General features: G+C 64.3%; 21 protein-coding genes. 12 read left to right on the forward strand and 9 right to left on the reverse strand.

All coding sequences use genetic code 11. From position 1 onward, the window contains the following. Nucleotides 1–62: 62 nt before the first annotated feature. Genes LOY69_RS14780 through LOY69_RS14800 form a run of 5 tightly spaced genes read left to right on the forward strand, consistent with a single transcriptional unit; the run spans nt 63 to nt 7910 of the window. Nucleotides 63–2612 (forward strand): acyl-CoA dehydrogenase, encoded by a 2550-nt coding sequence (locus LOY69_RS14780; RefSeq protein ID WP_265074834.1) that lies wholly within the window; start codon nt 63–65, stop codon nt 2610–2612. A 30-nt stretch (nt 2613–2642) separates the two neighbouring features. Continuing rightward, complete coding sequence (locus tag LOY69_RS14785; protein ID WP_102879416.1) at nt 2643–3995, forward strand: 3-oxoacyl-ACP reductase; 1353 nt, start codon at nt 2643–2645, stop codon at nt 3993–3995. 3 nt (nt 3996–3998) lie between these two features. Next, nucleotides 3999–4892, forward strand: a complete 894-nt coding sequence (locus LOY69_RS14790; protein WP_265074835.1) for a MaoC family dehydratase — start codon at nt 3999–4001, stop codon at nt 4890–4892. After that, on the forward strand, nt 4889–6187 hold the full coding sequence (locus LOY69_RS14795; RefSeq protein WP_102879414.1) for an acetyl-CoA C-acetyltransferase: 1299 nt from the start codon (nt 4889–4891) through the stop codon (nt 6185–6187). The genes LOY69_RS14790 and LOY69_RS14795 overlap by 4 nt, the downstream gene beginning before the upstream one ends. 19 nt (nt 6188–6206) lie before the next feature. Next, complete coding sequence (locus LOY69_RS14800) at nt 6207–7910, forward strand: AMP-binding protein (RefSeq protein WP_102879413.1); 1704 nt, start codon at nt 6207–6209, stop codon at nt 7908–7910. 178 nt (nt 7911–8088) lie between these two features. On the opposite strand, the gene LOY69_RS14805 is transcribed toward LOY69_RS14800, so the two are convergent. From LOY69_RS14805 to LOY69_RS14820, 4 genes are read right to left on the reverse strand one after another with little or no spacing between them, the layout of a single operon-like run. Then, on the reverse strand, nt 8089–9375 hold the full coding sequence (locus LOY69_RS14805) for an efflux RND transporter periplasmic adaptor subunit (protein ID WP_265074836.1): 1287 nt from the start codon (nt 9373–9375) through the stop codon (nt 8089–8091). After that, nucleotides 9365–10864 (reverse strand): TolC family protein, encoded by a 1500-nt coding sequence (locus LOY69_RS14810; protein ID WP_110595636.1) that lies wholly within the window; start codon nt 10862–10864, stop codon nt 9365–9367. The genes LOY69_RS14805 and LOY69_RS14810 overlap by 11 nt, the downstream gene beginning before the upstream one ends. Then, complete coding sequence (locus LOY69_RS14815; protein WP_265074837.1) at nt 10857–12056, reverse strand: ABC transporter permease; 1200 nt, start codon at nt 12054–12056, stop codon at nt 10857–10859. The genes LOY69_RS14810 and LOY69_RS14815 overlap by 8 nt, the downstream gene beginning before the upstream one ends. After that, nucleotides 12053–12757 carry an ABC transporter ATP-binding protein gene (locus tag LOY69_RS14820; protein WP_102879409.1) on the reverse strand — a complete coding sequence of 235 codons (705 nt, stop codon included), beginning with the start codon at nt 12755–12757 and terminating at the stop codon, nt 12053–12055. Before LOY69_RS14820 ends, LOY69_RS14815 begins: the two co-directional genes overlap by 4 nt. Nucleotides 12758–13111: 354 nt before the next feature. Here LOY69_RS14820 and LOY69_RS14825 point away from each other — a divergent pair, with 354 nt between their 5' ends. Then, nucleotides 13112–13867, forward strand: a complete 756-nt coding sequence (locus LOY69_RS14825) for a TetR/AcrR family transcriptional regulator (protein WP_102879408.1) — start codon at nt 13112–13114, stop codon at nt 13865–13867. 253 nt (nt 13868–14120) lie between these two features. Here the strand turns inward: LOY69_RS14825 and LOY69_RS14830 are convergent, their stop codons facing one another. From LOY69_RS14830 to LOY69_RS14840, 3 genes are read right to left on the reverse strand one after another with little or no spacing between them, the layout of a single operon-like run. Continuing rightward, nucleotides 14121–15434 carry an NAD(P)/FAD-dependent oxidoreductase gene (locus tag LOY69_RS14830; RefSeq protein ID WP_265074838.1) on the reverse strand — a complete coding sequence of 438 codons (1314 nt, stop codon included), beginning with the start codon at nt 15432–15434 and terminating at the stop codon, nt 14121–14123. Continuing rightward, nucleotides 15431–16519: a polyamine ABC transporter substrate-binding protein gene (locus tag LOY69_RS14835; protein ID WP_265074839.1), complete on the reverse strand. Its 1089-nt coding sequence runs from the start codon at nt 16517–16519 to the stop codon at nt 15431–15433. Before LOY69_RS14835 ends, LOY69_RS14830 begins: the two co-directional genes overlap by 4 nt. 48 nt (nt 16520–16567) lie before the next feature. Further along, nucleotides 16568–17926, reverse strand: coding sequence for a glutamine synthetase family protein (locus tag LOY69_RS14840; RefSeq protein WP_170002979.1), 1359 nt, complete (start codon nt 17924–17926; stop codon nt 16568–16570). 163 nt (nt 17927–18089) lie between these two features. Here LOY69_RS14840 and LOY69_RS14845 point away from each other — a divergent pair, with 163 nt between their 5' ends. From LOY69_RS14845 to LOY69_RS14855, 3 genes are all read left to right on the forward strand, one after another. Beyond that, on the forward strand, nt 18090–18998 hold the full coding sequence (locus tag LOY69_RS14845) for a helix-turn-helix domain-containing protein (protein WP_102879404.1): 909 nt from the start codon (nt 18090–18092) through the stop codon (nt 18996–18998). 147 nt (nt 18999–19145) lie between these two features. Beyond that, entirely contained in the window at nt 19146–20384 is a 1239-nt protein-coding gene (locus LOY69_RS14850) for an MgtC/SapB family protein (protein ID WP_265074840.1), read from the forward strand. A gap of 115 nt (nt 20385–20499) precedes the next feature. Beyond that, nucleotides 20500–21423: a universal stress protein gene (locus LOY69_RS14855; protein ID WP_265074841.1), complete on the forward strand. Its 924-nt coding sequence runs from the start codon at nt 20500–20502 to the stop codon at nt 21421–21423. Between the two features lie 44 nt (nt 21424–21467). Here the strand turns inward: LOY69_RS14855 and LOY69_RS14860 are convergent, their stop codons facing one another. Next, complete coding sequence (locus LOY69_RS14860) at nt 21468–22031, reverse strand: GNAT family N-acetyltransferase (protein WP_265074842.1); 564 nt, start codon at nt 22029–22031, stop codon at nt 21468–21470. Between the two features lie 257 nt (nt 22032–22288). Here LOY69_RS14860 and LOY69_RS14865 point away from each other — a divergent pair, with 257 nt between their 5' ends. Further along, on the forward strand, nt 22289–23200 hold the full coding sequence (locus LOY69_RS14865; protein WP_265074843.1) for a universal stress protein: 912 nt from the start codon (nt 22289–22291) through the stop codon (nt 23198–23200). A 45-nt stretch (nt 23201–23245) separates the two neighbouring features. After that, complete coding sequence (locus LOY69_RS14870; protein ID WP_170002989.1) at nt 23246–24607, forward strand: MBL fold metallo-hydrolase RNA specificity domain-containing protein; 1362 nt, start codon at nt 23246–23248, stop codon at nt 24605–24607. 11 nt (nt 24608–24618) lie between these two features. Here LOY69_RS14870 and fnr read toward each other — a convergent pair whose 3' ends face one another. After that, nucleotides 24619–25371: a fumarate/nitrate reduction transcriptional regulator Fnr gene (gene fnr / locus LOY69_RS14875; RefSeq protein WP_170002991.1), complete on the reverse strand. Its 753-nt coding sequence runs from the start codon at nt 25369–25371 to the stop codon at nt 24619–24621. A 217-nt stretch (nt 25372–25588) separates the two neighbouring features. On the opposite strand from fnr, the gene LOY69_RS14880 reads away from it, so the two are divergent. Next, nucleotides 25589–26995, forward strand: coding sequence for a hypothetical protein (locus LOY69_RS14880; protein WP_146232912.1), 1407 nt, complete (start codon nt 25589–25591; stop codon nt 26993–26995).

Raw genomic sequence — 26995 nt, forward strand, 5'->3', positions numbered from 1 at the left:
GAGGGGCCGGCACAACGCCCGGGCTCCCAGTGGTTGTCTCGTTAGAACAAGAGAGGTATTCCATGATTGTCTGGTTATTGGTGGGACTCGCCGCAGCCTGTGCACTGGCCTATCGCCAGGCCGCCGCGGCCCTGTGGCTGGGCAGCGGCCTGGTGTGGCTGGCGGCAGGTTATCTGTTCAATCTGGTGGGCACCCTGGGACTGACCCTCGGCGTGCTGCTGGTGCTGGCGCCGGCCGCGCTGCTGAGCATCAAGCCCCTGCGCCGCGCCTTGTTCACCCGCAAGGCCCTGGCCATGTTCCGCAAGATCATGCCGGCCATGTCCGACACCGAGCGCGCCGCCATCGAATCCGGCACGGTCTGGTGGGACGCCGAGCTGTTCAGCGGCAAGCCCGACTGGCCACGCCTGCTGCAGGCCGCCCCGGCCAGCCTGAGCGCCGAAGAGCAGGCGTTCATGGACAACGAAGTGGAAACCCTGTGCAACATGGCCAACGACTGGGAGACCACCCAGATCTGGCAGGACCTGTCGCCCAAGGCCTGGCAATACACCAAGGACGCGGGTTTCCTGGGGATGATCATTCCCAAGCAATACGGCGGCAAAGGCTTCTCCCATTACGCCCATTCCCAAGTGGTGATGAAACTCTCCACCCGCTGCTCGGCGGCGGCGATCTCGGTGATGGTGCCCAACTCCCTGGGCCCGGCCGAGCTATTGCTGCACTACGGCACCGAGGCCCAGCGCCAGCATTACCTGCCGCGCCTGGCCCGTGGCGAAGACATTCCGTGCTTTGCCCTGACCAGCCCCTATGCCGGTTCCGACGCCGGGGCGATTCCCGACGTCGGGGTGGTGTGCAAGGGCCAGTTCGAAGGCCAGGAAGTCCTGGGCTTTCGCGTCACCTGGGACAAGCGCTACATCACCCTGGGCCCCATCGCCACGGTGCTGGGCCTGGCCTTTCGCGCCGAAGATCCGGACGGCCTGCTGGGTAGCAAGGGCAGCCTGGGGATTACCTGCGCACTGATTCCCACCACCCATCCGGGGGTCAATACCGGGCGTCGCCACTGGCCGCTGAACGCGGTGTTCCAGAACGGCCCGACCACCGGCAAGGATGTGTTCATTCCCCTGGAATGGGTGATTGGCGGTGGCGCTCAAGTGGGCAACGGCTGGCGCATGCTGATGGAGTGCCTGGCGGCCGGGCGGGCGATTTCCCTGCCGTCGGCCAACGTCGGCCTGGGCAAGGTGGCAGTACGCGGCACCACGGCCTATGCGGCGATGCGCAAGCAGTTCGGCCTGCCCATTGGCAAGTTCGAAGGCGTTCAGGCGCCGTTGGCGCGCATGGCCGGGCACCTGTATGCCTGCGATGCGGTGCGCAAGGTTTCGGTGGCGTCCCTGGATGCCGGCGAGAAACCTTCGGTGATCTCGGCGATTGCCAAATACCACGTCACCGAACGCGCCCGGGCCATCGTCAACGACGGCATGGACATCGTCGCCGGCAAGGGCATCTGCATGGGCCCCAACAACTTCCTGGCCCGGGCCTACCAGCAAAGCCCGATTGCCATCACCGTGGAAGGCGCGAACATCATGACCCGCTGCCTGATCATCTACGGCCAGGGGCTGATCCGTTGCCATCCTTATGTGTTCCGTGAAATGGAAGCCGCTCGCGATGGTGGACGCAAAGGCCTGGAAGCGTTCGACAGCGCCATGTTCGGCCATATCAGCTTTGTCTGCGCCAACACCGTGCGCGCCGCGGTGCATGCGCTGACTGGCGGCCGCCTGATCAAAGCCCCGGCCAACACCGACAAGGCCCTGGCTGGCTATTACCGGCAGATCCAGCGTCTGTCGGTGGTGCTGGCCCTGGCTTCGGACATTTCCATGGGCGTGCTGGGCGGTGCTCTCAAGCGCAAGGAAAGCATCACCGGACGCCTGGGGGACATTCTTTCCCAGCTGTACATCCTGTCCTGCGTGCTGAAGCGCTTCGAAGACGATGGCCGGCCCCAGGCCGATCTGCCGCTGGTGCATTGGGCGGCACAGGATGCCCTGCTGCGGGCCCATGAAGCCCTGGCCGAGGTGCTGGACAACTATCCGTCCAGAGCGGCTGCGCGGATTATTCGTGGCCTGAGCTTCCCCCTGGGCATTCCCCAGCACAAACCCAGCGACCGCTTGCTGGCCGAGGTGGCCGAGCTGGTGCAAACCCCAGGCGCCACCCGGGACCGCCTGTTGGCCGACTCCTACATCCCGCAACCGGACATCGACAAACTGGCCTACGGCGAACTGGCGTTCCGCCTGCAACCGCAAGTGGAACTGATCGAGGCCCGGCTCAAGCCGGCGATCAAGCAGGGCGCCCTGGCGCCGTTGCCGATCTCCCGCGAGGCCTTCGGCGTGTGGCGGGTCCAGGCTCTGGAACAGCAATTGATCAGCCAGGACGAAGACGAGCTGCTCAGTCGTTACGTGGAATACGGCGATCACGCGATCCAGGTCGACGACTTCCCCCAGGACTTCGGTCTGCTGGAAGCCTTGCAACAGCGTCAGGCGCACTTCGAGCAAAGCGCCAAGCCGGCCTCACGCAAACGTGCCGCCAGCAGCGAAGACGCGGTGCTGGCCAGCGATTCGGCCTATTGAGCCTCTACTGGATTGGATCGGGATCTCTTTATGTCTGACGGTTATCTTTCGTTCGTCAATTCCGGGTGGGGCCGCTGGCTGGCCCAGCGGACCGGCCTGCCACAACCGCTGCCGCTGCAACGCCAGCGCGAGGGGCAGGGCGGCAACCTGATCAACCCGGTGGTCCTCGCCGCGGCGCCCGAGGGGCGCCTTCTGGGCGAGCTGCAACGGATCTTCGCCGCCACCGACACCGTGGCGGCCCAGGCCGCAAGCATCAACGCGCCCTCGACCGTGAAGGTCCAGGGCCTGGTCTTCGACGCCAGCGGGCTGGCGGATATCGCCCAGCTCGATGAGCTGTACCGCTTCTTCCACGCCAATGTCCGGCGCCTGACCGCCCACGGTCGGGTGCTGGTGCTGGGCACGCCGCCGGAGCACTGCAAGGCGCTGGCCCAGGCCGTGGCGCAGCGGGCCCTGGAGGGTTTCGTGCGTTCCCTGGGCAAGGAGTTGCGCCGGGCCATTACCGCGCAACTGCTGTATGTCGAGCCCGGTGCCGAAGGTGAACTGGACAGCAGCCTGCGGTTTTTCCTGTCCCGTCGTTCGGCTTATGTTTCGGGTCAGGTGGTGCGCATCGGCGAGCCGGTGGATGTGCCCCGGCACATCGACTGGGCCCAGCCACTGGAAGGCCGGCGAGCCCTGGTCACGGGGGCCTGTCGCGGCATCGGCCTGGCCATTGCCCAGGTCCTGGCCCGGGAAGGCGCTCAGGTGGTGTGCCTGGACATTCCCCAGGTCGAGGCAGAGTTGCAGCAGGCGGCAGCGGGCCTCAAGGGCAGCGCCCTGGCCCTGGACATCACCGCTTCTGGTGCCGGGCAGCGGCTGCTGGAGTTCGTCGGTGAGCACGGTGCTTTCGATATCGTCGTGCACAACGCCGGCATCACCCAGGACAAGACCCTGGCGAAGATGACTGAAGCCGCTTGGCGCAAGGTCATGGCCGTCAACCTGGAAGCACCGCTGCTACTGAGCCAGGCGCTGCTGGAGGGCCAGGGCCTGAACCCGGGGGGACGGATCGTCTGTGTCTCGTCGATTTCCGGGATCGCCGGCAACCTCGGGCAGAGCAACTACGCCACGTCCAAGGCCGGGGTCATCGGTCTGGTGGAGAGTCTGGGGCCACTGGCGGCGCGTCAGCAGATCACGGTCAACGCGGTGGCACCGGGCTTTATCGAAACCCAGATGACCGCGAAGATCCCGCTGCTGATTCGCGAGGCCGGACGGCGCATGAATTCCATGTCCCAGGGCGGGCAGGCCGTGGATGTGGCGCAAACCATCGCCTGGCTGGCCCATCCGGCCTCCGGCGGGATCAATGGACAGGTGGTCCGCGTCTGCGGACAAAGCCTGCTGGGGGCCTGAACCATGAATGCCGACTCTGCCATTCGCATCATCGAACCGCCGCCGTCCCGGGGCCAGTTGCTGTACGACGGCATCCGCAGCTTGCGCAAGCCCAAACTGGAGGCCGTCCCCAAGCTGCCCAGCGAGCGCCTTGTGCGCCCGGCGGTGGAGCTGCAGGCCGCCGAAATCGCCCGTTATGCCCAGGCCTGTGGCTTTCGCCGGGAGCACGGTGTGCCGCTGGCCTTTCCCCATACCCTGGCGTTTCCCTTGCACCTGTTGCTGCTGACCCACCCGACGTTTCCCTATCCGGCCAGCGGCATGGTCCACCTGGCCAACCGTATCCGTCAGTACCAGAAGCTGGAGGAAGGGCAGGCCCTGCGCCTGGAAGTGTTTGCCGAGCGTTGGCTGGCCCATCCCAAGGGCCAGGCGTTGTCGATTGCCACCCGGGCCCACAGTGGCGGCAGCCTGGTCTGGGAAAGCGACAGCCTGTATCTGCGCCGTGGCGTCAGCGCGCCCATTGGTGAGCCCTGGCAAGGCTCGCTGCCGCTGGATGAACAGGCTCTGGTGCGCACTCAACGTTGGAGCCTGGGGGGCGACCTGGGGCGGCGCTTTGCCCAGGTCAGCGGCGATTTCAATCCGATCCACACCTCCTGGCTCGGCGCCCGGCTGTTCGGTTTCCGTCGGCCCATCGCCCACGGCATGTGGACCCTGGGCCGGGCACTGGCAGCGCAGCAACCACCCCATCCACTGGCGGCGGCGGAGCTGGACTGCGAGTTCAAGCTGCCGATCTTCCTGCCGGCGGCGGTGACCCTGTGGAACCGTCTGCCCGACGGTCCGCGCCATGCGTTCGAAGTGCGCAACAACGCGGGGGACAAACCCCACATGCGCGGCCTATTTATCTGGGGAACTGGGCAATGACTGAGTACAGTTTCAATCCGGCGCCGGTGCGCCGGGTGGCGATCATCGGCGGCAACCGGATTCCGTTCGCCCGTTCCAATACGGTGTATGCCAACGACAGCAACCAGGACCTGCTGGTGGCGGCGTTGCAGGGGCTGGTGGATCGCTACGGCCTGTCGGGCCAGCGCCTGGGGGAGTTCGCCGCGGGGGCGGTGATCAAGCATTCCCGGGATTTCAACCTGGCCCGGGAAAGCCTGCTGTCCACCACGCTGTCGCCGCAGACCCCGGCCTACGACGTGCAGCAGGCGTGCGGCACCGGGCTGGAGGCGGCGCTGCTGGTGGCCAACAAGATCGCCCTGGGGCAGATCGAAGTGGGCATCGCCGGTGGTGCCGACACCACTTCCGATGCGCCCATCGGCATCAACGAAGGGCTGCGGCGGACCTTGCTCCAGGCCAACCGCGCCAAGGGCGCCGGCAACAAGCTGCGCAGCCTGCTCAAGGTGCGCCCGGGGATGTTCTTCAAGCCGCTGTTGCCGCGCAACGGCGAGCCACGCACCGGCCTGTCCATGGGTGAGCACTGTGAAGAAATGGCCAAGCGCTGGCATATCAAGCGTCTGGCCCAGGATGAACTGGCCCTTGCCAGCCACCAGCAACTGCAGGCCGCTTATCAGCGCGGCTTCTTCGACGACCTGATCACCCCGTATCGCGGCCTGACCCGGGACAACAACCTGCGGGCCGATGCCAGCCTGGAGAAGCTCGCCGGCCTGGGCCCGGCCTACGACCGCCACAACGGCACCCTGACCGCCGGTAACTCGACCCCGCTCACCGACGGCGCCTCAGTGGTGCTGCTGGCCAGCGAGGAGTGGGCCGCCGCCCACAACCTGCCGGTGCTGGCCTACCTGCGGACCGGGGAAACTGCCGCAGTGAACTTCGTCGACGGTACGGAAGGGCTGCTGATGGCTCCGGCCTACGCAGTGCCGCGCATGCTCGCCCGGGAAGGCCTGGGCTTGCAGGATTTCGACTTCTACGAGATTCACGAGGCTTTTGCCGCCCAGGTGCTGTGCACCCTCAAGGCCTGGGAAGACCCCGACTACTGCAAGGACAAACTCGGCCTCGACGGCGCCCTGGGCAGCATCGAGCGCAGCAAACTCAACGTCAACGGCGGCTCCCTGGGCTGCGGGCATCCCTTTGCCGCCACCGGCGGGCGCCTGTTGGCGACCCTGGCCAAGGCGATCCACCAGCGCGGTTCCGGCCGCGGGCTGATTTCCGTTTGTGCAGCCGGCGGGCTGGGTATCACCGCCATCGTCGAAAAATAAAATAACCAGGAGACTGCCAATGAGTGTCGTGAGCCTGCAACCCGCCGAGCGTATCTGGCTGAACGCTTACCTGCCGGGTGTGCCCAGCGATATCGAAGCCGACATCGACCGCTACCCGTCGCTGCGGGAAGTGTTCCTCGAACACGTGGACAAGTACCGCCACCGGGTGGCCTACGTCAGCATCGGCACCGAGATGGGCTACGACCTCTGGGAGAAGCGCGTATTCGCCTTCGCCGCCTGGTTGCAATCCAAAGGGGTGAAGAAGGGCGATCGGGTGGCCCTGATGATGCCCAACTGCCTGCAATACCCGATCTGCCTGTTCGGCACCCTGTTGGTGGGGGCGGTGGTGGTCAACGTCAACCCGCTGTACACCGCCCATGAACTGCGGCACCTGCTCAAGGACAGCGGCGCCGAAACCGTGGTGATCTTCGAGAACTTCGCCCACACCCTGGAGCAGGCGATGCCGGGCAGCCAACTGAAGAATGTCGTGGTGGCCGCCATTGGCGACTTGCTGGGCACCTTCAAGGGCGCGGCCTTGAACTTCGCCCTGCGCCACGTGCAGAAGCAGGTGCCCAAGTTCAACCTGCCAGGCTCGATCCGCTTCCCGGCGATGATGAAACTGGCCGCCGTGCTGGAGCCCCGTCCAGTGGAGCTGAAGCAGGATGACATCGCCTTTTTGCAATACACCGGCGGCACCACCGGCGATGCCAAAGGCGCCATGCTTACCCACCGCAACATCCTCGCCAACCTGATGCAGGCCAAGGCCTGGGTTGGCGACCAGTTGGACGAAAACCAGCAGGAAACCAACGTCACCTTGCTGCCGCTGTATCACGTGCTGTCACTGACGGTGAACTGCCTGATGTTCATGTGCCTGGGCGGGCGCAACATCCTGATCGCCAACCCCCGGGACGTGAAGCGGGTGCAGATGATCCTGCGCAAGGAGAAGTTCAGCGGCATCGTCGGGGTCAACACCCTGTTCAACGGCCTGCTGGAGAACGAAGAGTTTCGTGGCCGGGACTTCTCCGACCTGAAGCTGGCCATCGCCGGCGGCATGGCCACCCACACCGCCGTGGCCCGGCGCTGGAAGGAAGTCACCGGGGTGCCGATCATCGAAGGTTACGGCCTGACCGAATGCTCGCCGGTGGTGAGCATCAGCCCCATCGACATCGCGCGCATGCGCGAGGGGGACTTCACCGGGACCATCGGCGTGCCGCTGCCGTCGACCTGGGTGCGTTTCGTGCGTGAGGATGGCGAACTGGCGGAGCTGGGCGAGGAGGGCGAGTTGCAGGTGCGTGGCCCCCAAGTGATGAAGGGCTACTGGCAGCGTCCGGAAGAAACCGCCAAGGTCCTGGACCGTCATGGCTGGCTGTCCACCGGGGATATCGGGGTGATGAACGAGCAGGGTTTCATCCGCCTGGTGGACCGCAAGAAGGACATGATCCTGGTGTCCGGCTTTAACGTGTACCCCAACGAGATCGAAGATGTGGTGGCCTTGCATCCGGGCGTGGCGGAAGTGGCGGCGATCGGGGTCGAGGATGGGGTGACGGGGGAGAAGGTGAAGATCTTCGTGGTGCGCAAGGACCCGAACCTGACCCAAGAGCAGTTGCTGGCCCACTGCCGCGAGTACCTGACCGGCTACAAGGTGCCGCGCTACGTCGAGTTCCGCACCGAAGAGTTGCCCAAGACCACCGTGGGCAAGGTGCTGCGCCGCGCCCTGCGTTAGTTCCGAGGGCGCCCGAGGTTGTTCTGAAGATCGCCAAGCAAGGCCCTGCGGGCCTTTTCGCAGCCTCGCCGGGGCTACGATCGGTGTAGCCGCTGCCGAAGGCTGCGAACGGCCCGCAGGGGCGCAAGAGTCCCTAGGGCGCTAGAGGTCTTCGGGTGATAGCCAGGCAAGCCTGAACCTACAAGGCGTTGGGCAGGCGGACCTGGCCCGGCTGCAGGCCAAACACTTCGACACCCTCAGCCGTCGATTGGCCCACGCTCACCGGCAGCCGTTGTGCCGGCTGATCGGCGCTCGCCCGATATTCCACACTCATGCCATCTGCGCCGCGCTGGATCGCTGCCGGCGGGATGACGATTGCCTGGTCGTTGCGGTAGGTGATGATGGTCAATCGCGCACTCATGCCCAGGCGTACCCGCTGCAGTTGTTCCCGGGTCAGCGTAGGGATCGACAAGGTCACCGGGAACTGTGCGCTGGCGCCGCTGGCGTCGCCGGGCAGGGCCAGGCTGCTGACGATGTCCACCTGGCCATTGAGGCGTTCGCCATCAAAGCCGTCACCGAGGATTTCCACGCTCTGGCCCTGACGCAGCTGGTTAATGTCCAGCTCCGAGACCTTGCTGACGATCTTCAGTTGCTCGATGTTGGCCAGACCGAACAGGGCCTGGCCCTGGCCGACCTTGCTGCCGGTTTGCACCGGGCCCGAGGCCCCTGCCGAGGCGATTTGGCTCAGGTTGACGCCCGGCGCCGGCACCACGATGCCGGCAAACGGCGCGGTGACGTCCTTGCCCGCCAGTAGGGCGCGCAGGGCTTCGTATTTGACCGTGGCATTGGTCAGTTCCATCTCGGCAATCTGCCGGTATTCGCCCTTGCCCTGATCCAGGGCCTGTTGCAGCTCGCCCTGGGCCGCGCTCAGGTCCAGGCGCTGGGTCTGCAGTTGTTGGGTCAGGTCGTCCAGTTCGTTGCGGGGAATGATGCCCCGGGCAAACAGGCTCTGGCTTTCACTGAGCTTGCGCTCGGAATTGCTGACCGCCATCTGCGAGGAACGCAAGGTCCGCCGGGCACGGGTGACCTGGGCGCTGTTGTTCCAGTCCTGCAGTTCCTGGACGCTGCGTCGGGCCTTGAGCTGGACCGACAAGGCTTCGCGCAACTGGATCTCGATCAGGCTGGGGTCCATTTTCAGCAGGGTCTGGCCGGCCTCCACCCGTTGGCCCTGTTCCACCAGGTTGGCCAGGACAATGCCGTCGAACGGCGCGGTCAGGCTGATGGTGCGCTGGGGTTCGATCTTGCCCACCAGGCCGATCTGATGAATCAGCGGCGCGCTGCTGACCTCGATCCAGCGGCCCTTGTCAGTCGCTGTGTGGTCCGGGGCGTGGTAACCGCTCAGGGCCACGCCGGCCAAGGCCAGCACCACCAGCACCGCGCCCCCTTGCAGGTAGCGTTTGCGCGAGCTTTTCTGCTCAGTAGTCATTGAGCGCAATGTCCCAGGTCTCCAAGGTCGTGCCCAGGGTCAGGTCCAGTTGGGTCTGGGCGTTGAGGTAGGCGATAAGTGCGTTGAGGCGGGCGTTTTCACTGGTGCGCAGGTCGCTTTCATAGCTCAGCACCTGAAAGTTGCTGGAGCGTCCGGCGCTGAGTTTTTCCCGTTCGATCTCCAGTTTGCGCTTGGACAGTTCCACCGCGCGCTGGGCAATTTCGTACTGGCGCCAACGGGTGCCGAGGTCGCGCACCACGTCATTGACACCGCGCTCCAGGGCCTGGCGGGCATCGGCCAGGACCAGCGCCTGGTTTTCCACGTCGACCCGGGCATGGACTTCCGCCTGGCGGGTACTGAGGTCGCCAATGGGGATTTGCACCTGGACCCCGGCATAGCTGTCCCAGGTCCTGCCCGCGCCATTGCCGCCGTCGTTGTCGTAGCGGTTGCGCACCTGGTTGGCACCGGCCACCAGGGACACGTCCCAACGGCCCTGGTCCTTGGCGATCACCAGGTTCAGATCGGCCTGCTGGCTGCCGAGCAAGGTCGCCAGGTAACTGGGTTGCTGGAGCTGGGCCAGGCGCAGGGCGTCCTGCTGGTCGATGCTGATCCTGGCGGCTTCCAGGGCGTCGCTGGCGCGAATGCGCGTGGACAGGTCCAGGGCCAGCAGCCGCAGCAGCGACAGGCGATTGATGTCCACCTGATTGCGCGCTTCTTCGACCCCCAGTTCCTGGCTGGCGATATCGGCTTCGGTCTGCACGATCTCGAACTCGGCCATGCGCCCGGCGGCGATCAGCGCCTTGTTCACCTGGAGTAGGGCATTGGCGCGCTTGAGGGCATCCTCGACGATCGCCAGCTGTTGCTGGGCCCGCAACAGCTCGCGGTAGGCGCCGATGATGTCGCTGATGGTCTGCGCCACGTTGGCCTTGAGGTTGAGGCGATAGGCCTGTTCGTTGATCCGCGCCAGGCGTAGCGGGGCGGTGGTCACATCCCAGCCGGCGCCCTTGAGCAGGGGCTGGATAATCGCCAGGTCGAGGCCGTCGCGTCGGTAGTAGCCGGCCCGATTGGCATTGCTCAACTCTTGCCGCCAGGCCATGTTCAAGCGGGTGCCGTACTCCCCCAGCAAACTGGAACTGGGCGTGAGCATGGCGTTGCGTACCCCGTCGTTGCTGCCCTTGTTGGCCTGGTAGGTGCCACTGAGCAGCAGCTTGGGATTGAAGGCATCTTCCGAGACCCGCAGATCGAACTTTTGCGCCACGCGCTGCAAGTAGGCGCTGCGAATCCCGCGGTTGTTGCGCAGGCCCAGGTAGACCGCATCGGCGAGGGTCAGGTCGGTCTGCTGCTGGCTCAGCAGGACGCTGCGTTCATAACCGCTGTGCAGGGTCGGGGCTGACGCCTGGCGAGCCACATTCATGTCCTGGGAGGCGGCTTGCCCCAAGGGGCTGATCAGCCACAGCAGCAACAGCCCGGCGCGTTGGCGATCATTCATCGCGCAGCGCCTCCACCGGTTGCAGGCGCGAGGCCGAGATGGCCGGGTACAGGCCGAAGAACAGGCCGATCAACAAGGTGCTGCCGATGCCCAGGGGCAAGGATGCAGAGGCCAGGGAAAACTGCCAGCCGGAAACCCGGGCATAGAGGTAGGCGGCGCTCATGCCCAGCACCGCCCCGGACAGGGCACCGACCGCCGTGAGGGTCACGGCTTCGAGCAGGAACAGGTTGCGGATATCCCGGCGCCTGGCGCCCAGGGCCATGCGGATGCCGATCTCGCGACGCCGTTCCGAGACGTTCATCAGCATCACGTTCATCACCCCGACGCCGCCCCCCACCAGGGAGATGCCCCCCAGGGCCATCAGCAGGTAACCGAAGGTGCGGCTTTGCCGGGTCATGCCGTCGATGATCTTTTGCGGTATCTGTACTTCCACGCCCCGTCCCGGTAGCTGTTTTTTCAGCGCATCGCCCAGGGCCGTGGCCAGTTGGTTCATGTCCTGGGAGGGCGCGGCGCGGGCTATCAGGTTGCTGATCTGCGCACTGGAGGAAATCCGCCGCATGCCCTCCAGGGGCACGAACAGGGATTCGTTGGTCTGCACCGGGATCAGCACGGCAGCCGGTTGCGGTTGCAGGATGCCAATCACCTGGAACAGATAGTCATTGATGCGAATTCTGTCGCCCAGGTGCAGTGGGTCATGGGGCTGGCTCAGGGCCTGGGCCACTTGTGCCCCCACCACCGCGTAGGTTTCGGCGGCATCGAATTCCGAAAGGAAGCGTCCTTGCTGCAACTGCAGGCGCATGGCGTCGTTCAGTGCCGCAGTGCTGCCCACCAAGTTGGCGTTGGTGGTGCGTCCCTGGAATACCACTGGGCCGCTGAACAACGCCACCGGGGCGATGTGCAGCAGGTTGGGCAGGGCCTTGTACAGGGTGGCGAGGTCCAGCGCCGCCGGCATGGGCGTGCGCGCCCCCGAAGTGTCGGGGAACTGCACCGCCAGGGTGTCGGTGCCCATGTCCTGGAAGATCGCCGCGGCGTCTTCGGCGGCGTTATGGCCGATATTGATCAGGGCCACCACCGATGAACTGCCGATGACGATCCCCAGCAGGGCCAGGATCGAACGCTTGCCCAGGGTGCGCAGGCTGACGAAGGCTTCGTGCAGCAACTGGCTGGCGCTTTGCTCGACCTTGAGGCTCATGCCGGGCAGACCTCCTGGACCACGCCGTTGGTGACCCGGATCTGCCGCTCCAGGCGCTGGGCGATGCCCGGGTCGTGGGTGACGATGATCAGGGTCACCTGGCGCTCGCGGTTCAGCGACAGCAGCAGGTCCATGATCTCCTGGGCGGTGTGGCTGTCGAGGTTGCCGGTGGGTTCGTCGGCGAGGATCACCGAGGGTTCGCCCACCAGGGCGCGGGCAATCGCCACCCGCTGGCGCTGACCGCCGGAGAGGTCCGCCGGGCGGTGGTGGGCCCGCTGCCCCAGGCCCACCTGATCGAGCATGTGCTGGGCGCGTTCCAGCGATTCACGCCGCGCCACTCCGCGATAGCTCAGGGGCAGGGCGACATTGTCCAGGGCACTGAGGCGCGGCAGCAGGTTGAAACTCTGGAAGACGAAGCCGATCTGCTGGTTGCGGATCGCCGCCAGCTGGTCGGGGCTAGCGCGGAAGATATCGTGCCCGGCAAAGCGGTAGTCGCCGTTGTCGGGCAGATCCAGCAGGCCGAGGATGTTGAGCAGGGTGCTCTTGCCGGAACCGGAGGCACCGAGAATGGCGCAGCTTTCACCGGCTTCGATGGACAGGGAAACGTTCTTGAGAATGTGGAGCGGTTGCTCCGCCAGCCGATAGCTCTTGCCTATGCCTTGCAGGGAGATAAAACCTGGGTCGATTATCGTCGCTGTCATCGCTTACCGCGCCGGCTGGCTCGACTGAATGCTTGAACATTCCCACCACGTAGGGCTCGTGCAGCGGGGGGTTCAGGGGCAACGCCAAGCTCTGGTTTTATTTATTATTTTAAAAAATTTGTTTGAATAGTAACTGCGTTCATCCTGGCGCGCCAGCTGTCTGAACCGGGTAATTGCGGGCTTTTTTCGGGATTTTTCTACCAGGAACCCGCGGGTCACAAAACGGCCTCGGGCCGCTGGGGACGTCCCTGTGACGCTTGCTTTTAGGGCTTCTCGCGGGTATAAAAAATCAAATTTTTTTTTAAAACACTGTTCGAACGGTCAGTTTTTCATCCCAGCAAAGGTTAGTCCTCCATGGTCGCCAAGAAACTCAGTGCCCCCAATGTCACCAAGACCCGACTGCTGGAAGCGACCGAGGCATTGTTCATCAAGTACGGCTACGACGCCGTGCTGCTGCGTCAGATCACCGAGCGCGCCCAGGTCAACCTGGCGGCGGTGAACTATCACTTCGGCGACAAGGACTCGCTGATGAAAGCCCTGCTGATGCAGCGCCTGGGCCCCCTCAACGATCAACGCCTGGAGCTGTTGGCCAAATGTGAAGAGCAGGCCCAGGGACCGCTGGACTGCGAGACCCTGCTGGGGGTGCTGTTCGCCCCGGCCATGGGCCTGGAGCGCAGTGATGAAAGCGGTGGCCTGGAAGGCCGCTCCTTCATCCGCTTTCTCGGCCGGGTCTACAGCGACACGTCGCCCTTCATCCAGGAATACCTCAAGGAACACTACCAGCCGGTATTCGAGCGCTTCTTCAAGGCCTTTGCCCTGGCGCTGCCGGACCTGCCGCGCAACGAATTGGGGGTGCGCCTGCAGTTTGCCCTCAAGGCGATTTCCGGGGTGATGGCCGGCACCGAACTGCGCTTGCTGATGCAGGCCATGAGCCTGGGCCGTCCGGCCACTGACGCCGAAGTCATGGCCAAGCTGATCAGCCTGGTGTCGGCGGCAATTCGTGCGCCCATGCAGGACCCGGATTCGGAACAGGCCCTGGAAAAGGTCTTGAACACTCAGCGCCTGATTCGTCAGCACAGCCAGTCCCAGGTCGGAATGATTTCCGCCTGAGGGGCTGCCGCTCCTGCCAGCACCGCACAGTGCCGGCAGGAGCGGCAGTGTCATTCGAAGCATCAATATTGCTCAGGGCTGCGGCCGCCATCTGCCAGGTTCTGCTCCTCGCATCGACCCTGGAGCGCCCGGCATCCAGAATGAGCGGCCACAACGGATCAATGCGCTATTGCTGGATTTTCCGCAGCGACGGTTCACCTGAAGAACCTGCCCGCCCCGTAGCAAGCGGGGTGGGACCGGCGAAGGCGGGCGGTCAACCGAGCATTTCCCGCATCCGGTGCCAGAGCATGCCCAGGGCCAGCAGCGGTGCGCGCAGGGCTGGGCCGCCGGGGAAGGTCATGTGTGGGACGGCACTGAACACATCCAGGCCATGGCTGTGCCCGGCATGGATGGCTTCGGCCAGCAGCCGTGCAGTCCAGTGGGTGACATTCAGGCCATGGCCGGAATAGCCCTGGGCGTAGTACACGTTAGGGTACTGGTGCAGCCGACCTACCTGGGGGAAGCGATTGGCGGTGATGCCGATCTTGCCGCCCCATTGGAAGTCGATGGCCACATCGTTCAATTGGGCAAATACCTTGAGCATCTTCGGCCGCATGTAGGCGCCGATGTCCGCAGGATCACGCCCTGAATAGTGGCAGGCACCGCCGAACAGCAGGCGTCGATCCGCCGTCAGCCGGTAGTAGTCCAGGCCCACTTTCTGGTCGCACAGCGCCAGGTTCTGCGGGATCAACTGTGTCGCCAGCGCCTCAGGCAGTGGCTCGGTGGTGATGATGTAGCTGCCGGCGGGCAGCACCTTGCCGCTCAGGCGTGGCTCCAGTTCATCCAGGTGGGCGTTGCATCCGAGCACCAGGCTGGCGGCGCGCACGGTGCCTGTGGCGCAACGCACCTCGACGCGGTTGCCATGCACCAGCTCCAGCACCGGGCTCTGTTCGAAGATCCTTACCCCCAGGGACGCCGCGACCCGCGCTTCCCCCAGCACCAGCTTGAGTGGGTGCAAATGCCCCGAACCCATGTCCACCAGGCCCCCGGCATACACCGGGGAGTCCACCACCTGATGCATGTCCTGAGGCGCCACCAGGCGGGTAGGGTGGCGGTAGCCCAGGCTCGCCAGATGCTCCTGTTCTGCCTGGAACGCCGCGAACTGGGCCCGGGTATTGGCCAGCTCGCAGAAGCCCCAGCGCAGGTCGCAATCGATGCCGTGCTCGGCGATGCGCTGGCGCACCACGTCCACCGACTCGATCCCGGCATGCTCGAGGTATTTCACCCCCTCCTTGCCGACGTAGCGGGCAAAGCCGCTGACGTCGTGGCCAATGCCGCGGATCAGTTGGCCGCCATTGCGCCCACTGGCGCCCCAGCCGATTCGCCGGGCTTCAAGGAGAATCACCGACAGCCCGCGCTGGGCCAGCTCGATGGCGGTGTTGACCCCGGTGAAACCACCGCCGATGACACAGACATCGGCGCTCAGGTCCCCGTCCAGGGACGGGTAGCCGGGCAGGCTTCCGGCGGAGGCGGCGTAGTAGGAGCGGGCGTGCTCGCTGGCGCTGCCCGAGTGTCTTGGCTGAATCATTTGTTGGACTTCACTTTGCTCCAGGAGCGGGTCATCAAGCGCATGATGGCCGGCGACTGGGTGGTGGAAATGTACAGTTTGTCGAGCACGTCCTGAGGCGGGTACACCTCGGGATTGTTCACCAGCTCGGCGTCCATGTACGGCTGGGAGGCCGGGTTGGGGTTGGCATAGCCGACATAGGCGCTGACCTTGGCGATCACTTGCGGGTCCAGCAGGTAATTGATGAAAGCGTGAGCCTCCTTGACGTTGCCGGCATCGGCGGGAATCGCCAGCAGGTCGAACCACAGGTTGCTGCCTTCCTTGGGAATGGCGTAGGCGATGTTCACCCCGTTCTTGGCTTCCTTGGCCCGGTTGGCGGCCTGGAACACATCCCCGGAGTAGCCGAAGGCGATGCAGATATCACCGTTGGCCAGGTCCGAGACGTACTTGGAGGAATGGAAGTAGGTGATGTACGGGCGCAGGGTCAGCAGCTTGGCCTCGGCTTTCTTGTAGTCCTCGGGATTTTCACTGCGCGGGTCCAGCCCCAGGTAGTTGAGCACCGCCGGAAATACCTCGTCCGAAGAGTCCATCATCGACACCCCGCACTGCTGGAGCTTCTTCAGGTTCGCAGGCTCCAACAGCACCGCCCAGGAGTCGATGCGCTCGATGCCCAGCACCTGCTTGACCTTGTCGACGTTATAGCCGATGCCGTTGGTGCCCCACAGGTAGGGCACCGAGTACTGGTTGCCGGGGTCGTTCTGCTCCAGCAGCGCCAGCAGCTTGGGGTCCAGGTTCTTCCAGTTGGGCAACTGCGAGCGGTCCAGCTTGAGGAACGCGCCGGCCTTCACCTGGCGCGCCAGGAAATGGTTGGAGGGCACCACCACGTCGTAGCCGGTGCGCCCGGCCAGCAACTTGCCCTCCAGGGTTTCGTTGGAGTCGAACACGTCGTAGATCACCTTGACCCCGGTTTGCCCCTGGAAGTCGGCGAGGGTGGTCTGGCCGATGTAGTCGGTCCAGTTGTACACGCTGACACTGGGTTGTGCCTGGACGGCGGCGCTCATCAAGGCCGCCAGTGCTGCCGGGATCACTGCTTGCAAAAGACGCATATCGACACCTCTTCGGGTTGTTTTTATTGATTGCAGAAGGTGGGGAAATCAGACGCTGAGCAGCAGGAACTCGCGTTCCCAGGAGCTGATCACGCGCTTGAAGTTCTCGTGTTCGGCGCGCTTGACCGCCACATAGCCACGGACGAACTTGCGCCCCAGGTAGTGCTCGATGGTCGGGCAATCCTCCATGTGCGCCAGGGCGTCCTCGATGGTGATCGGCAGGCGCAGGTTGCGGCGTTCATAGGCCCGGCCTTCCACCGGGGCGCTGGGCTCGATGCCCTCGACCATGCCCAGGTAGCCGCACAGCAGGCTGGCGGCAATCGCCAGGTAAGGGTTGGCATCGGCGCCGGGCAGGCGGTTTTCCACGCGCATGGCGTCGGGGCTGGCGGTGGGCACCCGCAGGCCGACGGTACGGTTTTCCTCGCCCCATTCGACGTTCACCGGGGCCGAGGTGTCCGGCAAAAAGCGGCGGAACGAGTTGACGTTGGGGGCGAACATCGGCAGCACCTTGGGGATGTACTTTTGCAGGCCGCCGATGTGGTGCAGGAACAGCTGGCTCTTCTGCCCATGTTCGTCGACGAAGATCGGCTTGCCGGTGGCGATGTCCACCACGCTCTGGTGCAGGTGCATGGCGCTGCCGGGCTCATCGGCCACCGGCTTGGCCATGAAGGTGGCGGTGACGTTGTGCTTGAGCGCGGCCTCGCGCAGGGTGCGCTTGAACACGGTGATCTGGTCCGCCAGATCCAGGGCGTCGCCGTGGCGGAAGTTGATTTCCATCTGTGCCGGGCCGTCTTCGTGGATCAGCGTGTCCAGGTCCAGGCCCTGGGCTTCGCACCAGTCGTAGACATCCTCGAACAGCGGGTCGAACTCGTTGGCGGCATCGATGGAGAACGACTGGCGGCCGCTTTCCGCCCGTCCCGAACGGCCCAGGGGCGCCTTGAGCGGCAGGTCCGGGTCTTCGCAGCGCTGGGTCAGGTAGAACTCCATTTCCGGGGCGACGATCGGCTGCCAGCCCTTGTCGGTGTACAGCTGCAGCACTTTTTTCAGCACGTTGCGCGGCGACAGCTCGATGGGGTTGCCGAACTTGTCGAAGGTGTCGTGGATGACGATGGCCGTGGGCTCGATGGCCCAGGGCACCAGGTAGATCGATGACGAGTCGGGGCGGCAGATCATGTCGATGTCCGCCGGGTCCAGCAGTTCGTAGTACAGGTCGTCGTCGACAAAATCCCCGGTTACCGTTTGCAGCAGGACACTTTCCGGCAGGCGCATGCCGCGCTCATGCAAGAACTTGTTGGTGGGCGCGATCTTGCCGCGGGCAATGCCGGTCAGGTCGCTGACCACGCACTCTACTTCGGTAATCTTGTGATCTTTCAGCCAGGAGGAAAGCTGATCGAAAGGGGCGTTCATAAAGACCTCGATGATTGGTTTTGTCTGCACCGAGGTGAGCGGGAGTATCCCGGCAAGGCTTCCCCTGCGGCGCATTGGCGACTATCTTGGGCGAGCCTTGTTGTTCCATCTATCCACTTTAAGCAGCACCAAAGCGCACCAAAAGAGTGCGCAAGGTCCCCCGATGACAGCGTCCAATCCGCTTCAGGTTCAAGCCTTCAACACCTTCGATGTCGCCGATCAGATCCGTGCCACCCCGGGTTGGGTCCAGCACTACCAGCAGATGTCCCCCGGGCATTTCAACGGCCTGGTGCGCTACCTCGACCTGCAGGGCGTAGAGATCTACGAGGAGTGCATGAACACCCGGGTCGAGCAGAATTTCAGTGCCCCGCAAGGCGCCCTGGCGTTCTGTTTCGATCGCAGCGACAACGCCCTCTACCTGCTCAATGGCGAGAGCCGCAACATCTGGATCACCCCGGAGAACTACCAGGAAGTGGCGGTGGTGTTCGGCCCCGAATTCGTCCAGCGCCAGGGCCTGGGAGTGGAACGCCTGGAGGGCCTGTTCATGGCCCCGCTGACCAACCAGCAGAATGCCCTGTTCTGCCGCTGGCTGAGCGCCACCTTGACCCGCCTGTCCCAGACCCTCGACCCACCCAGCCGCGAAGCGCTGACCCAGCAACTGCTGGACGACTGCCTGTACATCCTCGACAACGCCTGCGTGCGCCTGGACCCGGGCAGCCTGCAACGGCGCAACGAGGAGCGGGGCATCATGCAGCGGGTGGCGCAATGGGCCGCCGACGTCCCCGAAGAAACCCTCAACCTGCTGGAGCTGTCCCAGGTGGCCGGGGTCTCCCTGCGCCAGTTGCAGAGTGCGTTCAAGGCCTTTACCGGCATGGCCCCCAGCCAATGGCTGCGCTTGCGCCGGCTCAACAGCGCACACCGGGAGTTGCTCAGCCGTGGCCCTGGCGAAACCACTGTGGCCGAGGTGGCGATGCACTGGTCGTTCTGGCACCTGGGACGCTTCTCCAGCAGCTATCGAGCGCTGTTCAAGGAGTTGCCCAGCCAGACCCTGAAACGCCATGGGCGTGCCTGACCCATAGCGAAGAAGCCCGCAAACCCTGCATCGCCCTCAACACGGTCTTCGCCGGCAAGCCGGCTCCTGCAAGGCGCTGGGCGGCCGATTCGCGAAAGCGCCGGCAGCGCTCTATTCTCGGTGTGGGCTGTCTTCCTGGGGCGTGCAATGCTTGAAACCATCGACCTGACCAACGCCGCCGCGGCCCTGGGGATCGGCATGCTGGTGGGCCTGGAGCGCGAGCGGCGCAAAGGGCAGGGGCCTCAGCGTGGCAGCGCCGGGTTGCGTACCTTCGCCATCACCGCGCTGTTGGGGTTCATCGGCCAGCGAGTCGGCGGCCCGCTGCTGCTGGCCTCGCTGGCCATTGCTGTGGCCGGGTTGGTGACGGTGGCCTATTGGCGCAACGAGCAAGAGGACCCGGGGGTCACCAGCGAAGTGGCGCTGCTGGCGGTGCTGATCCTCGGGGCCTTATGTGGCACGGACCCGGAGCTGGCGCTGGCCATCGCCGTTGTCATGACCGCCTTGCTGGCCTATCGACAGACACTCCATCACTTTGTGCGCAGTCAGTTGAGCGACCGGGAAATCGCCGATGGTCTGACCCTGCTGGTGGCGGCGCTGGTGATCCTGCCCCTGGCGCCCGACCGGTTCATCGGTCCCTATGGCGCCTTCAACCTGCGCACCATAGGCACCCTGACCGTGCTGTTGATGGCGGTGGGCGCCTTGGGACATGTGGCGGTACGAGCCCTGGGCACCCATTACGGGTATGCCCTGAGCGCCGTAGCGTCGGGGTTCGTGTCCAGCACCTTGACCATCGTCTCCATGGGCCAGCGGGTCGCCAACGCGCCGCAGCAGGTCCGGACCCTCGGCGCGGCGGCGATTCTCTCCAACCTGGCCACGGTGGCGCAGATCGGCCTGATCCTGGCGACGGTCGATAGCGCGCTGCTGCAGGCCATGTGGCTGCCCCTGCTGCTGGGGGGCGCGAGCACGGCGCTGTATGCCGCCTGCCTGATGTTTCCCCGCACCGATCCCGGCAGCGTCGAGCCGGTCAGCGACAAGGGCGCGTTCAATCCCAAGCTGGCCTTGATCGTGGCCCTGACCATGAGCGCCATCACCTTCGCGTCTTCGCTCATGCTCAACTACTTCGGGCAGTTGGGGGTGATGTTGACTGCGGTGATTAGCGGTTTTGCCGATGCCCATGCGTCCACGGCGTCCATTGCTTCGCTGGTCAAGTCCGGGCAATTGCCCGGCGCGGCCATCGGCAGCGTGGTGATGCTGGCCGTCAGCAGCAACGCACTCAGCAAGTGCGTGCTGGCAGCCATCAGTGGCGGACGCCGCTTTGCCCTCTACGTCGTTCCAGGGCAGGTGCTGTTGACCCTGGCGATGTGGGGCGGCGTCTGGCTGCAGTAACCAGGCCCTGGAAAAAAACGCGACGCCTGACAAAGATCAACTCGCCTCTGGCCAGAGCGCTCAGTCTTGAGTGCCCCTTGCGGTTTTTTTTCAAGCGCTTGAGCCGAGGTGAACCATGTCGCAAACACCACGTTTACTCTTGATCGCGCCCCAGCAGATGCAGCGCACCGCGGCTTTCGAGCGCACTGCGCAACTGGCCAAGGCCTTGCAACTGCCGGTGCACATCGTCGCCCTGGATCATCTTCAGGCGCTGACGCTGGCAGGGCTGTTCGACAGCGGCCAGGCCGAGCAATTGCAGGTGGCCTATCTGCAACAGCACCGGCAATGGCTGGAACAACAGGCGCAACCGATGCGCGAGCAGGGCCTGCAGGTGACGTGCGAGGCGCTGTGGGTCACCCAGCCGTATCAGGCGATCCAGCAGTTCGCCAATGAAATGCCCCTGGCCCTGATCATCAAGGATGCCCATGCCGAGTCGGCGATGCGGCGGATCTTCTATACCCCGCTGGACTGGCAACTCTTGCGCGACTGCACCTTGCCGGTGCATCTGGTGACCGAAGCCCGGCACCCGCGGCCGCGGCGGGTGCTGGCGATCATCGACGTGCTGCGCAGCGAAGTGCAGGACCTGCAGTTCAACGATCAGATCGTCGACGCGGCAGTGAAACTGGCCGAGCAGTGCGACGCCGAGCTGGACCTGCTGCATGTGTATGACTGGGTGGCGGTCTATGCCAAGGACACCGGCGCCGGCGCGCTGTCCTTGGCCAGTGGTTTGTATGAAGCCCTGGGCGCGGCGCAACACGAGGTTTATCGCGCGCTGGCGGAGCGCCACGGCGTGCCCCCGGAACGCAGTCACTTCATTGAAGGCATGCCGCTGCAGCAAATCTGCCGCTTCGCCGAGGAGCATCAGAGCGATGTGATTGTCATGGGCACCACCCAGCACCGTGGTGTGCACAAGCGCCTGGGCAGCACGGCCGAGCACCTGCTGTTGCAGGCACCCTGCAGTATCTGGGCGGTCAAGCCACCGCGCGAACCCCAGCAGTGACAGGGGCCGGCCACGCCCGCCATGGGGCGGCGTGGCGGCTCGGGTCAGAGGAACAGGCGGTGCAGCACCTGATGGGCATCGTCGGGATCGGTACGGGTGGTGAAACCCAAGGCAGCGGCCAGCTCGCGCATCGGCTGGTTGTTGGCGCTGTCCACTGAATACATCTGATGAAAACCATGCTGGCGGGCTGCGCGGATCAGGTGGGTCATCAGCAATGAGCCCAGGCCCAGGTGCTGCCATTCATCGGCGACAGTGACCGCGCATTCGCATTGATCGCCAGTGGCGGCGGCATAACGACTGACGCCGATTTCAATCAACATGCCGTTTTCATGCACCAGGGCTATGTACGCCAGGCGCTGCTTGCCATCGACGTCCATCAACTGGTTAAGCATGGCGGTGTCGGGCTCCTTGATCTGGGCCAGAAAACGCATGTGCCGGGAATCGGCGGACAGCCGCTTGATGAAATCGTATTCGCGCTGCCGATCCTGCTCTGTCAGGGGCCTGATCAGCACGTGGCGGCCATCATCAAGGGCTTCGATCCAGTGCTGACCGGTCACGCAGCCATAGGCTGCGGCGGCCTGGTCATTGTGTTCTTTGATGCTGAACATGGGGGCGATCCTCTAGGGATGATCAAGCGTGGCCCGCGACCCCAGGCCGCGTGGTTCCTATCCTTTACGCCTGTTGCAGGGGGCAGGATCTGATCTGGATCAGACGCGGCTCAGGGGCTCGGATATTCACTGCCGACGCGGTGTTAACCCGCCGCTTTGTGATTTTTATCAAGCCGGCGGCGCAGGTGGCGAGCATCATCGAGGCATCGGCTGGGGGCGCCCTGGCCGTTGTTCAGTGCGCCGTCCGGGAGGTGCCCATGTCCACACTGCAACGCGTGCTATTGATTGCACCTACGGCCCTGTCTCACAGCCCGGCATTTGATCGCGCAAGCGCGTTGGCCCGGGCCTTGGGCGCCAGTTTGCACATCGTCGCCTTTGACTTCGTCGAGGTGCTGGAGGTGGCGGGGCTGTTCGATCATCAAGCCATGGCCCAGGCCCGGGAAGGCTACCTGCAGGTGCATCGGCATTGGCTGGAACAACAGGCCCGCTTCGAGCGGGCCCACGGTTTGCAGGTGAGCACCGAGGTGCTGTGGGCCAAGGCTCGCTTGCAGGAGATTCTCGACTATGTGAGCGACTACCACCCGGACCTGGTGGTCAAGGACGCCCAGCCGGTGCCAACCCTCAGGCGCATCTTCTACCAGCCTCTGGACTGGTTGCTGCTGCGCGAGCTGCGCCAGCCATTGCACCTGGTGACGGACTGTCGGCACCCCTTGCCGTTGAAGGTATTGGCCGCCCTGGACCTGTCCCATCTGGAATACCTGACCCAGGGCCTGAATCAACGCATTCTCGAGATGTGCGCGACCCTGGCCAAACACTGCGGTGCCCGGGTGCACTTGCTGAATGTGGTGGATTGGGCCACTGAGAACGCCACCGGCCTGCCGATCTACAGTCCTGACACCAACATCAGCTTGCGTGATGCGGTGAATGATGCACAGCAGGAAGCGTTCGAGACCCTGGCCGAGCGCTACGCCATTGCCCCTGAGCACTGTTATCGCCTGGAGGGTGTGCCGCATCAGGTCATCGCACGCTTTGCCGCCGACAACGATTTCGACCTGATGGTCCTCGGGCGTGTGCATCGCCGGGGCTTGCAACGCTTCATCGGCTCCAGCGCCGAGCAACTGCTGTATCACACACCTTGCAGCCTGATGCTGGTGGAGCCTCAGGAGTGAGATCGGGCTTGAGCCGTGGCCCTGCCCGGCGGCCAGGAGATGACGATGCGCATTAGTTTTCTCGGTGCCGCCGGCACTGTCACCGGCAGCAAATACCTGTTGCAGCACGAGGGCCGGCATGTGCTGGTGGACTGCGGGCTGTTCCAGGGCTACAAGCAACTGCGCCAGCACAACTGGGAGGCCTTTGGCCTGCCACTGCGTGAACTGGATGCCATTGTCCTGACCCATGCTCACCTTGATCACAGCGGTTACCTGCCGGTGCTGGTGCGCAACGGCTATCGCGGGCCGGTGTATGCCACGGCGGCTACCTGCGAGTTGGCGAAGATTCTGCTGCGCGACAGCGGTCGCCTGCAGGAAGAGGAGGCGGCCTATGCCAATCGTCATGGCTATTCCAAGCACTCCCCGGCATTGCCGCTGTATACCGAGCGCGATGCCGAGCAGGCCCTGAAACTTCTGCACCCGGTGCAACTGCAGCACCGAGTGGAGGTGGTGCCGGGGATGCACATTCAATTGCGCGGTGCCGGGCATATTCTTGGCGCCGCCACGGTCCAGGTGGATGCCGCAGGCATGGCACTGGTGTTCTCCGGCGACCTGGGACGCATGCAGGACCCAGTGATGTTCGCCCCGCAAAGCATCGAACAGGCCGACTACCTGCTGGTGGAGTCGACCTATGGCGATCGCCTGCATTCCCGGGACGACCCCGAGCAGCAACTGGCTGACGTCATCAACCGCACCGCCCAGCGTGGCGGCATCACCCTGGTGCCGTCCTTTGCCGTGGGCCGCGCGCAGTTACTGATGTATCACCTGTATCGCTTGCGCCAGCGCCAGGCGATTCCCGACCTGCCCATCTACCTCAACAGCCCGATGGCCACCGACGCCACCCATCTGTACCAGCGCTTTCGCAGTGACCACCGGCTGTCCCGGGAAGAGTGCGAAGGCATGTGCCATGTCGCGCACATCGTGCGCAGCACCCAGGAATCCATGGCCCTGGACTCGCTCAAGACCCCGGCGGTGATCATCGCCGCCAGCGGCATGGCCACCGGCGGTCGGGTGCTGTACCACCTCAAGGTACTGGCGCCCGACCCCGCCAACAGCCTATTGATTCCCGGGTTCCAGGCCGGCGGCACCCGTGGTGCGCAGATCATCGCTGGCGCCGAGTCGGTGCGTATCCATGGCCGGGAAGTGCCGATCCGCGCCGAGGTCACGGCCATGCAGAGCCTCTCGGCCCATGCTGATGCCGACGAGATCATGCAATGGCTGCGAGGCTTCAAGCGCCCGCCGAAACACACCTACGTGGTCCACGGCGAGGCCAACGCCGCCGACACCTTGCGCCGGCGCATCAGCCTGGAACTGGGCTGGTCGGTGTCGGTGCCGGAATATCGGGACAGCGTGGAGTTGCAGCCTTGAGGGGCGGGGGACTATTCCCTGGCGGCGTTATGACAACCCGCCACCCGCTGTTTCAGGCCTTCCAGATCGAGGATCTGGACCTGCTTGCCATCGATGATCACCAAGCCCTGATCCCGCAGATGAGCGATGCACCGGCAAATGGTTTCCAGGCGCAGGCCCAGGTAGGAGCCGATCTCCTCGCGGCGCATGCGCAGGACAAAGGCCCGTGACGAATAGCCCCGCAGGCTCAGGCGTTGCGACAGATTGAGCAGAAAGGCCGCCAGACGCTCGTCGGCGTTCATGTTGCCCATCTGCAGCAACATGCTGTGATCACGCACGATCTCCCGGCTGAGGATCTTGTTCAGGTTGTGCTGCAGCGAAGGCAGGGCCTGGGACAGCTGTTCCAACTGGGCAAAGGGAATCGGGCACACCTCGCCATCTTCCAGGGCAAAGGCGCTGCAGGCGTGCAGGTTGCTGCTGATGGCATCCAGCCCGAGAATCTCCCCGGCCATCTGGAACCCGGTGACCTGTTCACGACCGTCCACCGACAGCACGCTGGTCTTGAAGAACCCCAGGCGCACCGCGTACAGCGAGCTCAAGGGATCGCCGGCGCGATACAGCGTGTGGCCTTTCTTCACCCTGACCCGTTGCAGGATCAAGGTGTCCAGGCGTTCTACCTCCTGGTGGCTGAGGCCCAGGGGCAAACACAATTCCAGAACGCTGCAACTTGAGCAGGCGGCTTTGAGGTACTGCACCTGGATGGGGCGTGTCTCGAATGGCGGCATGGGGGGCTCGCTGCAGTTGAGTCGGCTCAGGCCAGAGGAGGAGGGCGAGCCTGGTGATTGAATGTAGACCGATGCGGCCCGGGGAGCACGGTTAAACGGTTTTAACATTCGCCGGTGGCGCCTGACGCTGATCCGGAGCGAGCAAGAGAAGGGGGATGGCAATACGCCATAAAGCATTTAAAGTGAGCGCCCCCTCTCCCATGTTCAAGGATTGACGATGCGCAGGACTGGATTCTGGACCCGTTGCCAAACGACTTTGCTGACAAGCTGCCTGCTTAGCCTGCCATTGGCGGTACTAAGCCTTGAGACTCAGGCAGCGGAGCCTGATTTCATCACCCTGGTGATCGAGAACGAAGGCGACTATCCCATCACGTTTGAGCCGCCATTCCACGTCGATTCTTCGGATTTCGAGCGCAAATACCCGGTAAGCGTGCCCAAATACGCCACCGCCAAGGGCCTTGAGTCCGGTCCCGTGGTGATCGGCGCGCGCCAGCAGGGCATGCTGGTGATGGCCTTGAGCAAGCCGATGTTCAACATCCTCGATATCTTCAGCAAGGACTGGGGTTTCAACCTCAAGTTCTGCCAGGAGCGTGGGGCCTGTGACGAAGCCCGGCTCAGCGGGACCATCCGCTCCACCACCAGCTTCAACTGGAAGCAGTCGAACAACTTCAGCCAGGCCCAAGTCAGCGACATGACCAACGACGAGCTGGAGGCCTATGCCAAGACCAAGGCCATGATCTCGGGCATTCTGACCACCCTGGGCAGCGTTCTCGGCCTGCCGATCGGTGCGGGCGGCATGATCGGCGGCCTGCCGGATGCGCAGAACTTCAAGGTGACCCTGAAGCAGCAATGCAATGCACGCTTCTCGATGAACCTGGAGCCTTCGCTGGCACAGAACGGCGATTTTCTCGTCGACTTGCGGGTCAACCGCGTGCTGCCCAGCGACATGACCAACTTCAACGGTTTTGTCATCGACGACAGCGCTGTGGTCGGCAAGGGGTTGCGCCTGGTGGAAAACAACTGCCGCGATGGCCGGCAAGCCCAGTGCCTGATCAGATTCAACGGCGGCACCGATATCAAGAACCTCAACACCACCGAGTTCTCCGTCACCGATCGCGCCGGTTGCATCGCCGGCGACAAGCTGGCCTATTCCCAGGGCGCGTTCATGCTCAGCAACAAGGTCGGCTTCCCAGTGCGCTACACCCTGTTCATCAAGGACCGCATGGTCGACAACGGCGAAGTCTGGCCCGACCAGAACAAGGACCTGCGCCAGTTGGTGGGCCAGGTCATGGCCACCGTCGGCGACCAGGAATGCCCGCAGGCCCAGGACCCCTGGATGGGTGGGCGGCGCATGGGTGTCTGCCCGTTGCGCCTGGAAGTCCAGGGTGACGGTGGCCCGGGGCTCAAGGGCAGTCTGCGTTGCAGCCTGTCCATGCGTCAGGGCACCGTGGGCGACCCCAATGCCGACTACATGAACCTCTACAGCCTGACCGGTTGCACCCCGGCCATGCCGGCGTCCATCAGTCCGGTGGCCGGTTTCTACCAGATGGACGTCAAGCGTCTGGTGCCCCTCAGTGGCATGCACAAAATGATTTCCATCGAGCTGATCAAGCCGCAGCAGTAA

Origin of the sequence: Pseudomonas sp. B21-059, from assembly GCF_026016285.1 — a bacterium.
Taxonomy (GTDB): domain Bacteria; phylum Pseudomonadota; class Gammaproteobacteria; order Pseudomonadales; family Pseudomonadaceae; genus Aquipseudomonas; species Aquipseudomonas danubii.

Bases quoted from the DNA above. Each gene is read 5' to 3' on its own strand.
- LOY69_RS14780 (WP_265074834.1), top strand. From the start codon at position 63: ATGATTGTCTGGTTATTGGTGGGACTCGCCGCAGCCTGTGCACTGGCC.
- LOY69_RS14785 (WP_102879416.1), top strand. From the start codon at position 2,643: ATGTCTGACGGTTATCTTTCGTTCGTCAATTCCGGGTGGGGCCGCTGG.
- LOY69_RS14790 (WP_265074835.1), top strand. From the start codon at position 3,999: ATGAATGCCGACTCTGCCATTCGCATCATCGAACCGCCGCCGTCCCGG.
- LOY69_RS14795 (WP_102879414.1), top strand. From the start codon at position 4,889: ATGACTGAGTACAGTTTCAATCCGGCGCCGGTGCGCCGGGTGGCGATC.
- LOY69_RS14800 (WP_102879413.1), top strand. From the start codon at position 6,207: ATGAGTGTCGTGAGCCTGCAACCCGCCGAGCGTATCTGGCTGAACGCT.
- LOY69_RS14805 (WP_265074836.1), bottom strand. From the start codon at position 9,375: ATGACTACTGAGCAGAAAAGCTCGCGCAAACGCTACCTGCAAGGGGGC.
- LOY69_RS14810 (WP_110595636.1), bottom strand. From the start codon at position 10,864: ATGAATGATCGCCAACGCGCCGGGCTGTTGCTGCTGTGGCTGATCAGC.
- LOY69_RS14815 (WP_265074837.1), bottom strand. From the start codon at position 12,056: ATGAGCCTCAAGGTCGAGCAAAGCGCCAGCCAGTTGCTGCACGAAGCC.
- LOY69_RS14820 (WP_102879409.1), bottom strand. From the start codon at position 12,757: ATGACAGCGACGATAATCGACCCAGGTTTTATCTCCCTGCAAGGCATA.
- LOY69_RS14825 (WP_102879408.1), top strand. From the start codon at position 13,112: ATGGTCGCCAAGAAACTCAGTGCCCCCAATGTCACCAAGACCCGACTG.
- LOY69_RS14830 (WP_265074838.1), bottom strand. From the start codon at position 15,434: ATGATTCAGCCAAGACACTCGGGCAGCGCCAGCGAGCACGCCCGCTCC.
- LOY69_RS14835 (WP_265074839.1), bottom strand. From the start codon at position 16,519: ATGCGTCTTTTGCAAGCAGTGATCCCGGCAGCACTGGCGGCCTTGATG.
- LOY69_RS14840 (WP_170002979.1), bottom strand. From the start codon at position 17,926: ATGAACGCCCCTTTCGATCAGCTTTCCTCCTGGCTGAAAGATCACAAG.
- LOY69_RS14845 (WP_102879404.1), top strand. From the start codon at position 18,090: ATGACAGCGTCCAATCCGCTTCAGGTTCAAGCCTTCAACACCTTCGAT.
- LOY69_RS14850 (WP_265074840.1), top strand. From the start codon at position 19,146: ATGCTTGAAACCATCGACCTGACCAACGCCGCCGCGGCCCTGGGGATC.
- LOY69_RS14855 (WP_265074841.1), top strand. From the start codon at position 20,500: ATGTCGCAAACACCACGTTTACTCTTGATCGCGCCCCAGCAGATGCAG.
- LOY69_RS14860 (WP_265074842.1), bottom strand. From the start codon at position 22,031: ATGTTCAGCATCAAAGAACACAATGACCAGGCCGCCGCAGCCTATGGC.
- LOY69_RS14865 (WP_265074843.1), top strand. From the start codon at position 22,289: ATGTCCACACTGCAACGCGTGCTATTGATTGCACCTACGGCCCTGTCT.
- LOY69_RS14870 (WP_170002989.1), top strand. From the start codon at position 23,246: ATGCGCATTAGTTTTCTCGGTGCCGCCGGCACTGTCACCGGCAGCAAA.
- fnr (WP_170002991.1), bottom strand. From the start codon at position 25,371: ATGCCGCCATTCGAGACACGCCCCATCCAGGTGCAGTACCTCAAAGCC.
- LOY69_RS14880 (WP_146232912.1), top strand. From the start codon at position 25,589: ATGCGCAGGACTGGATTCTGGACCCGTTGCCAAACGACTTTGCTGACA.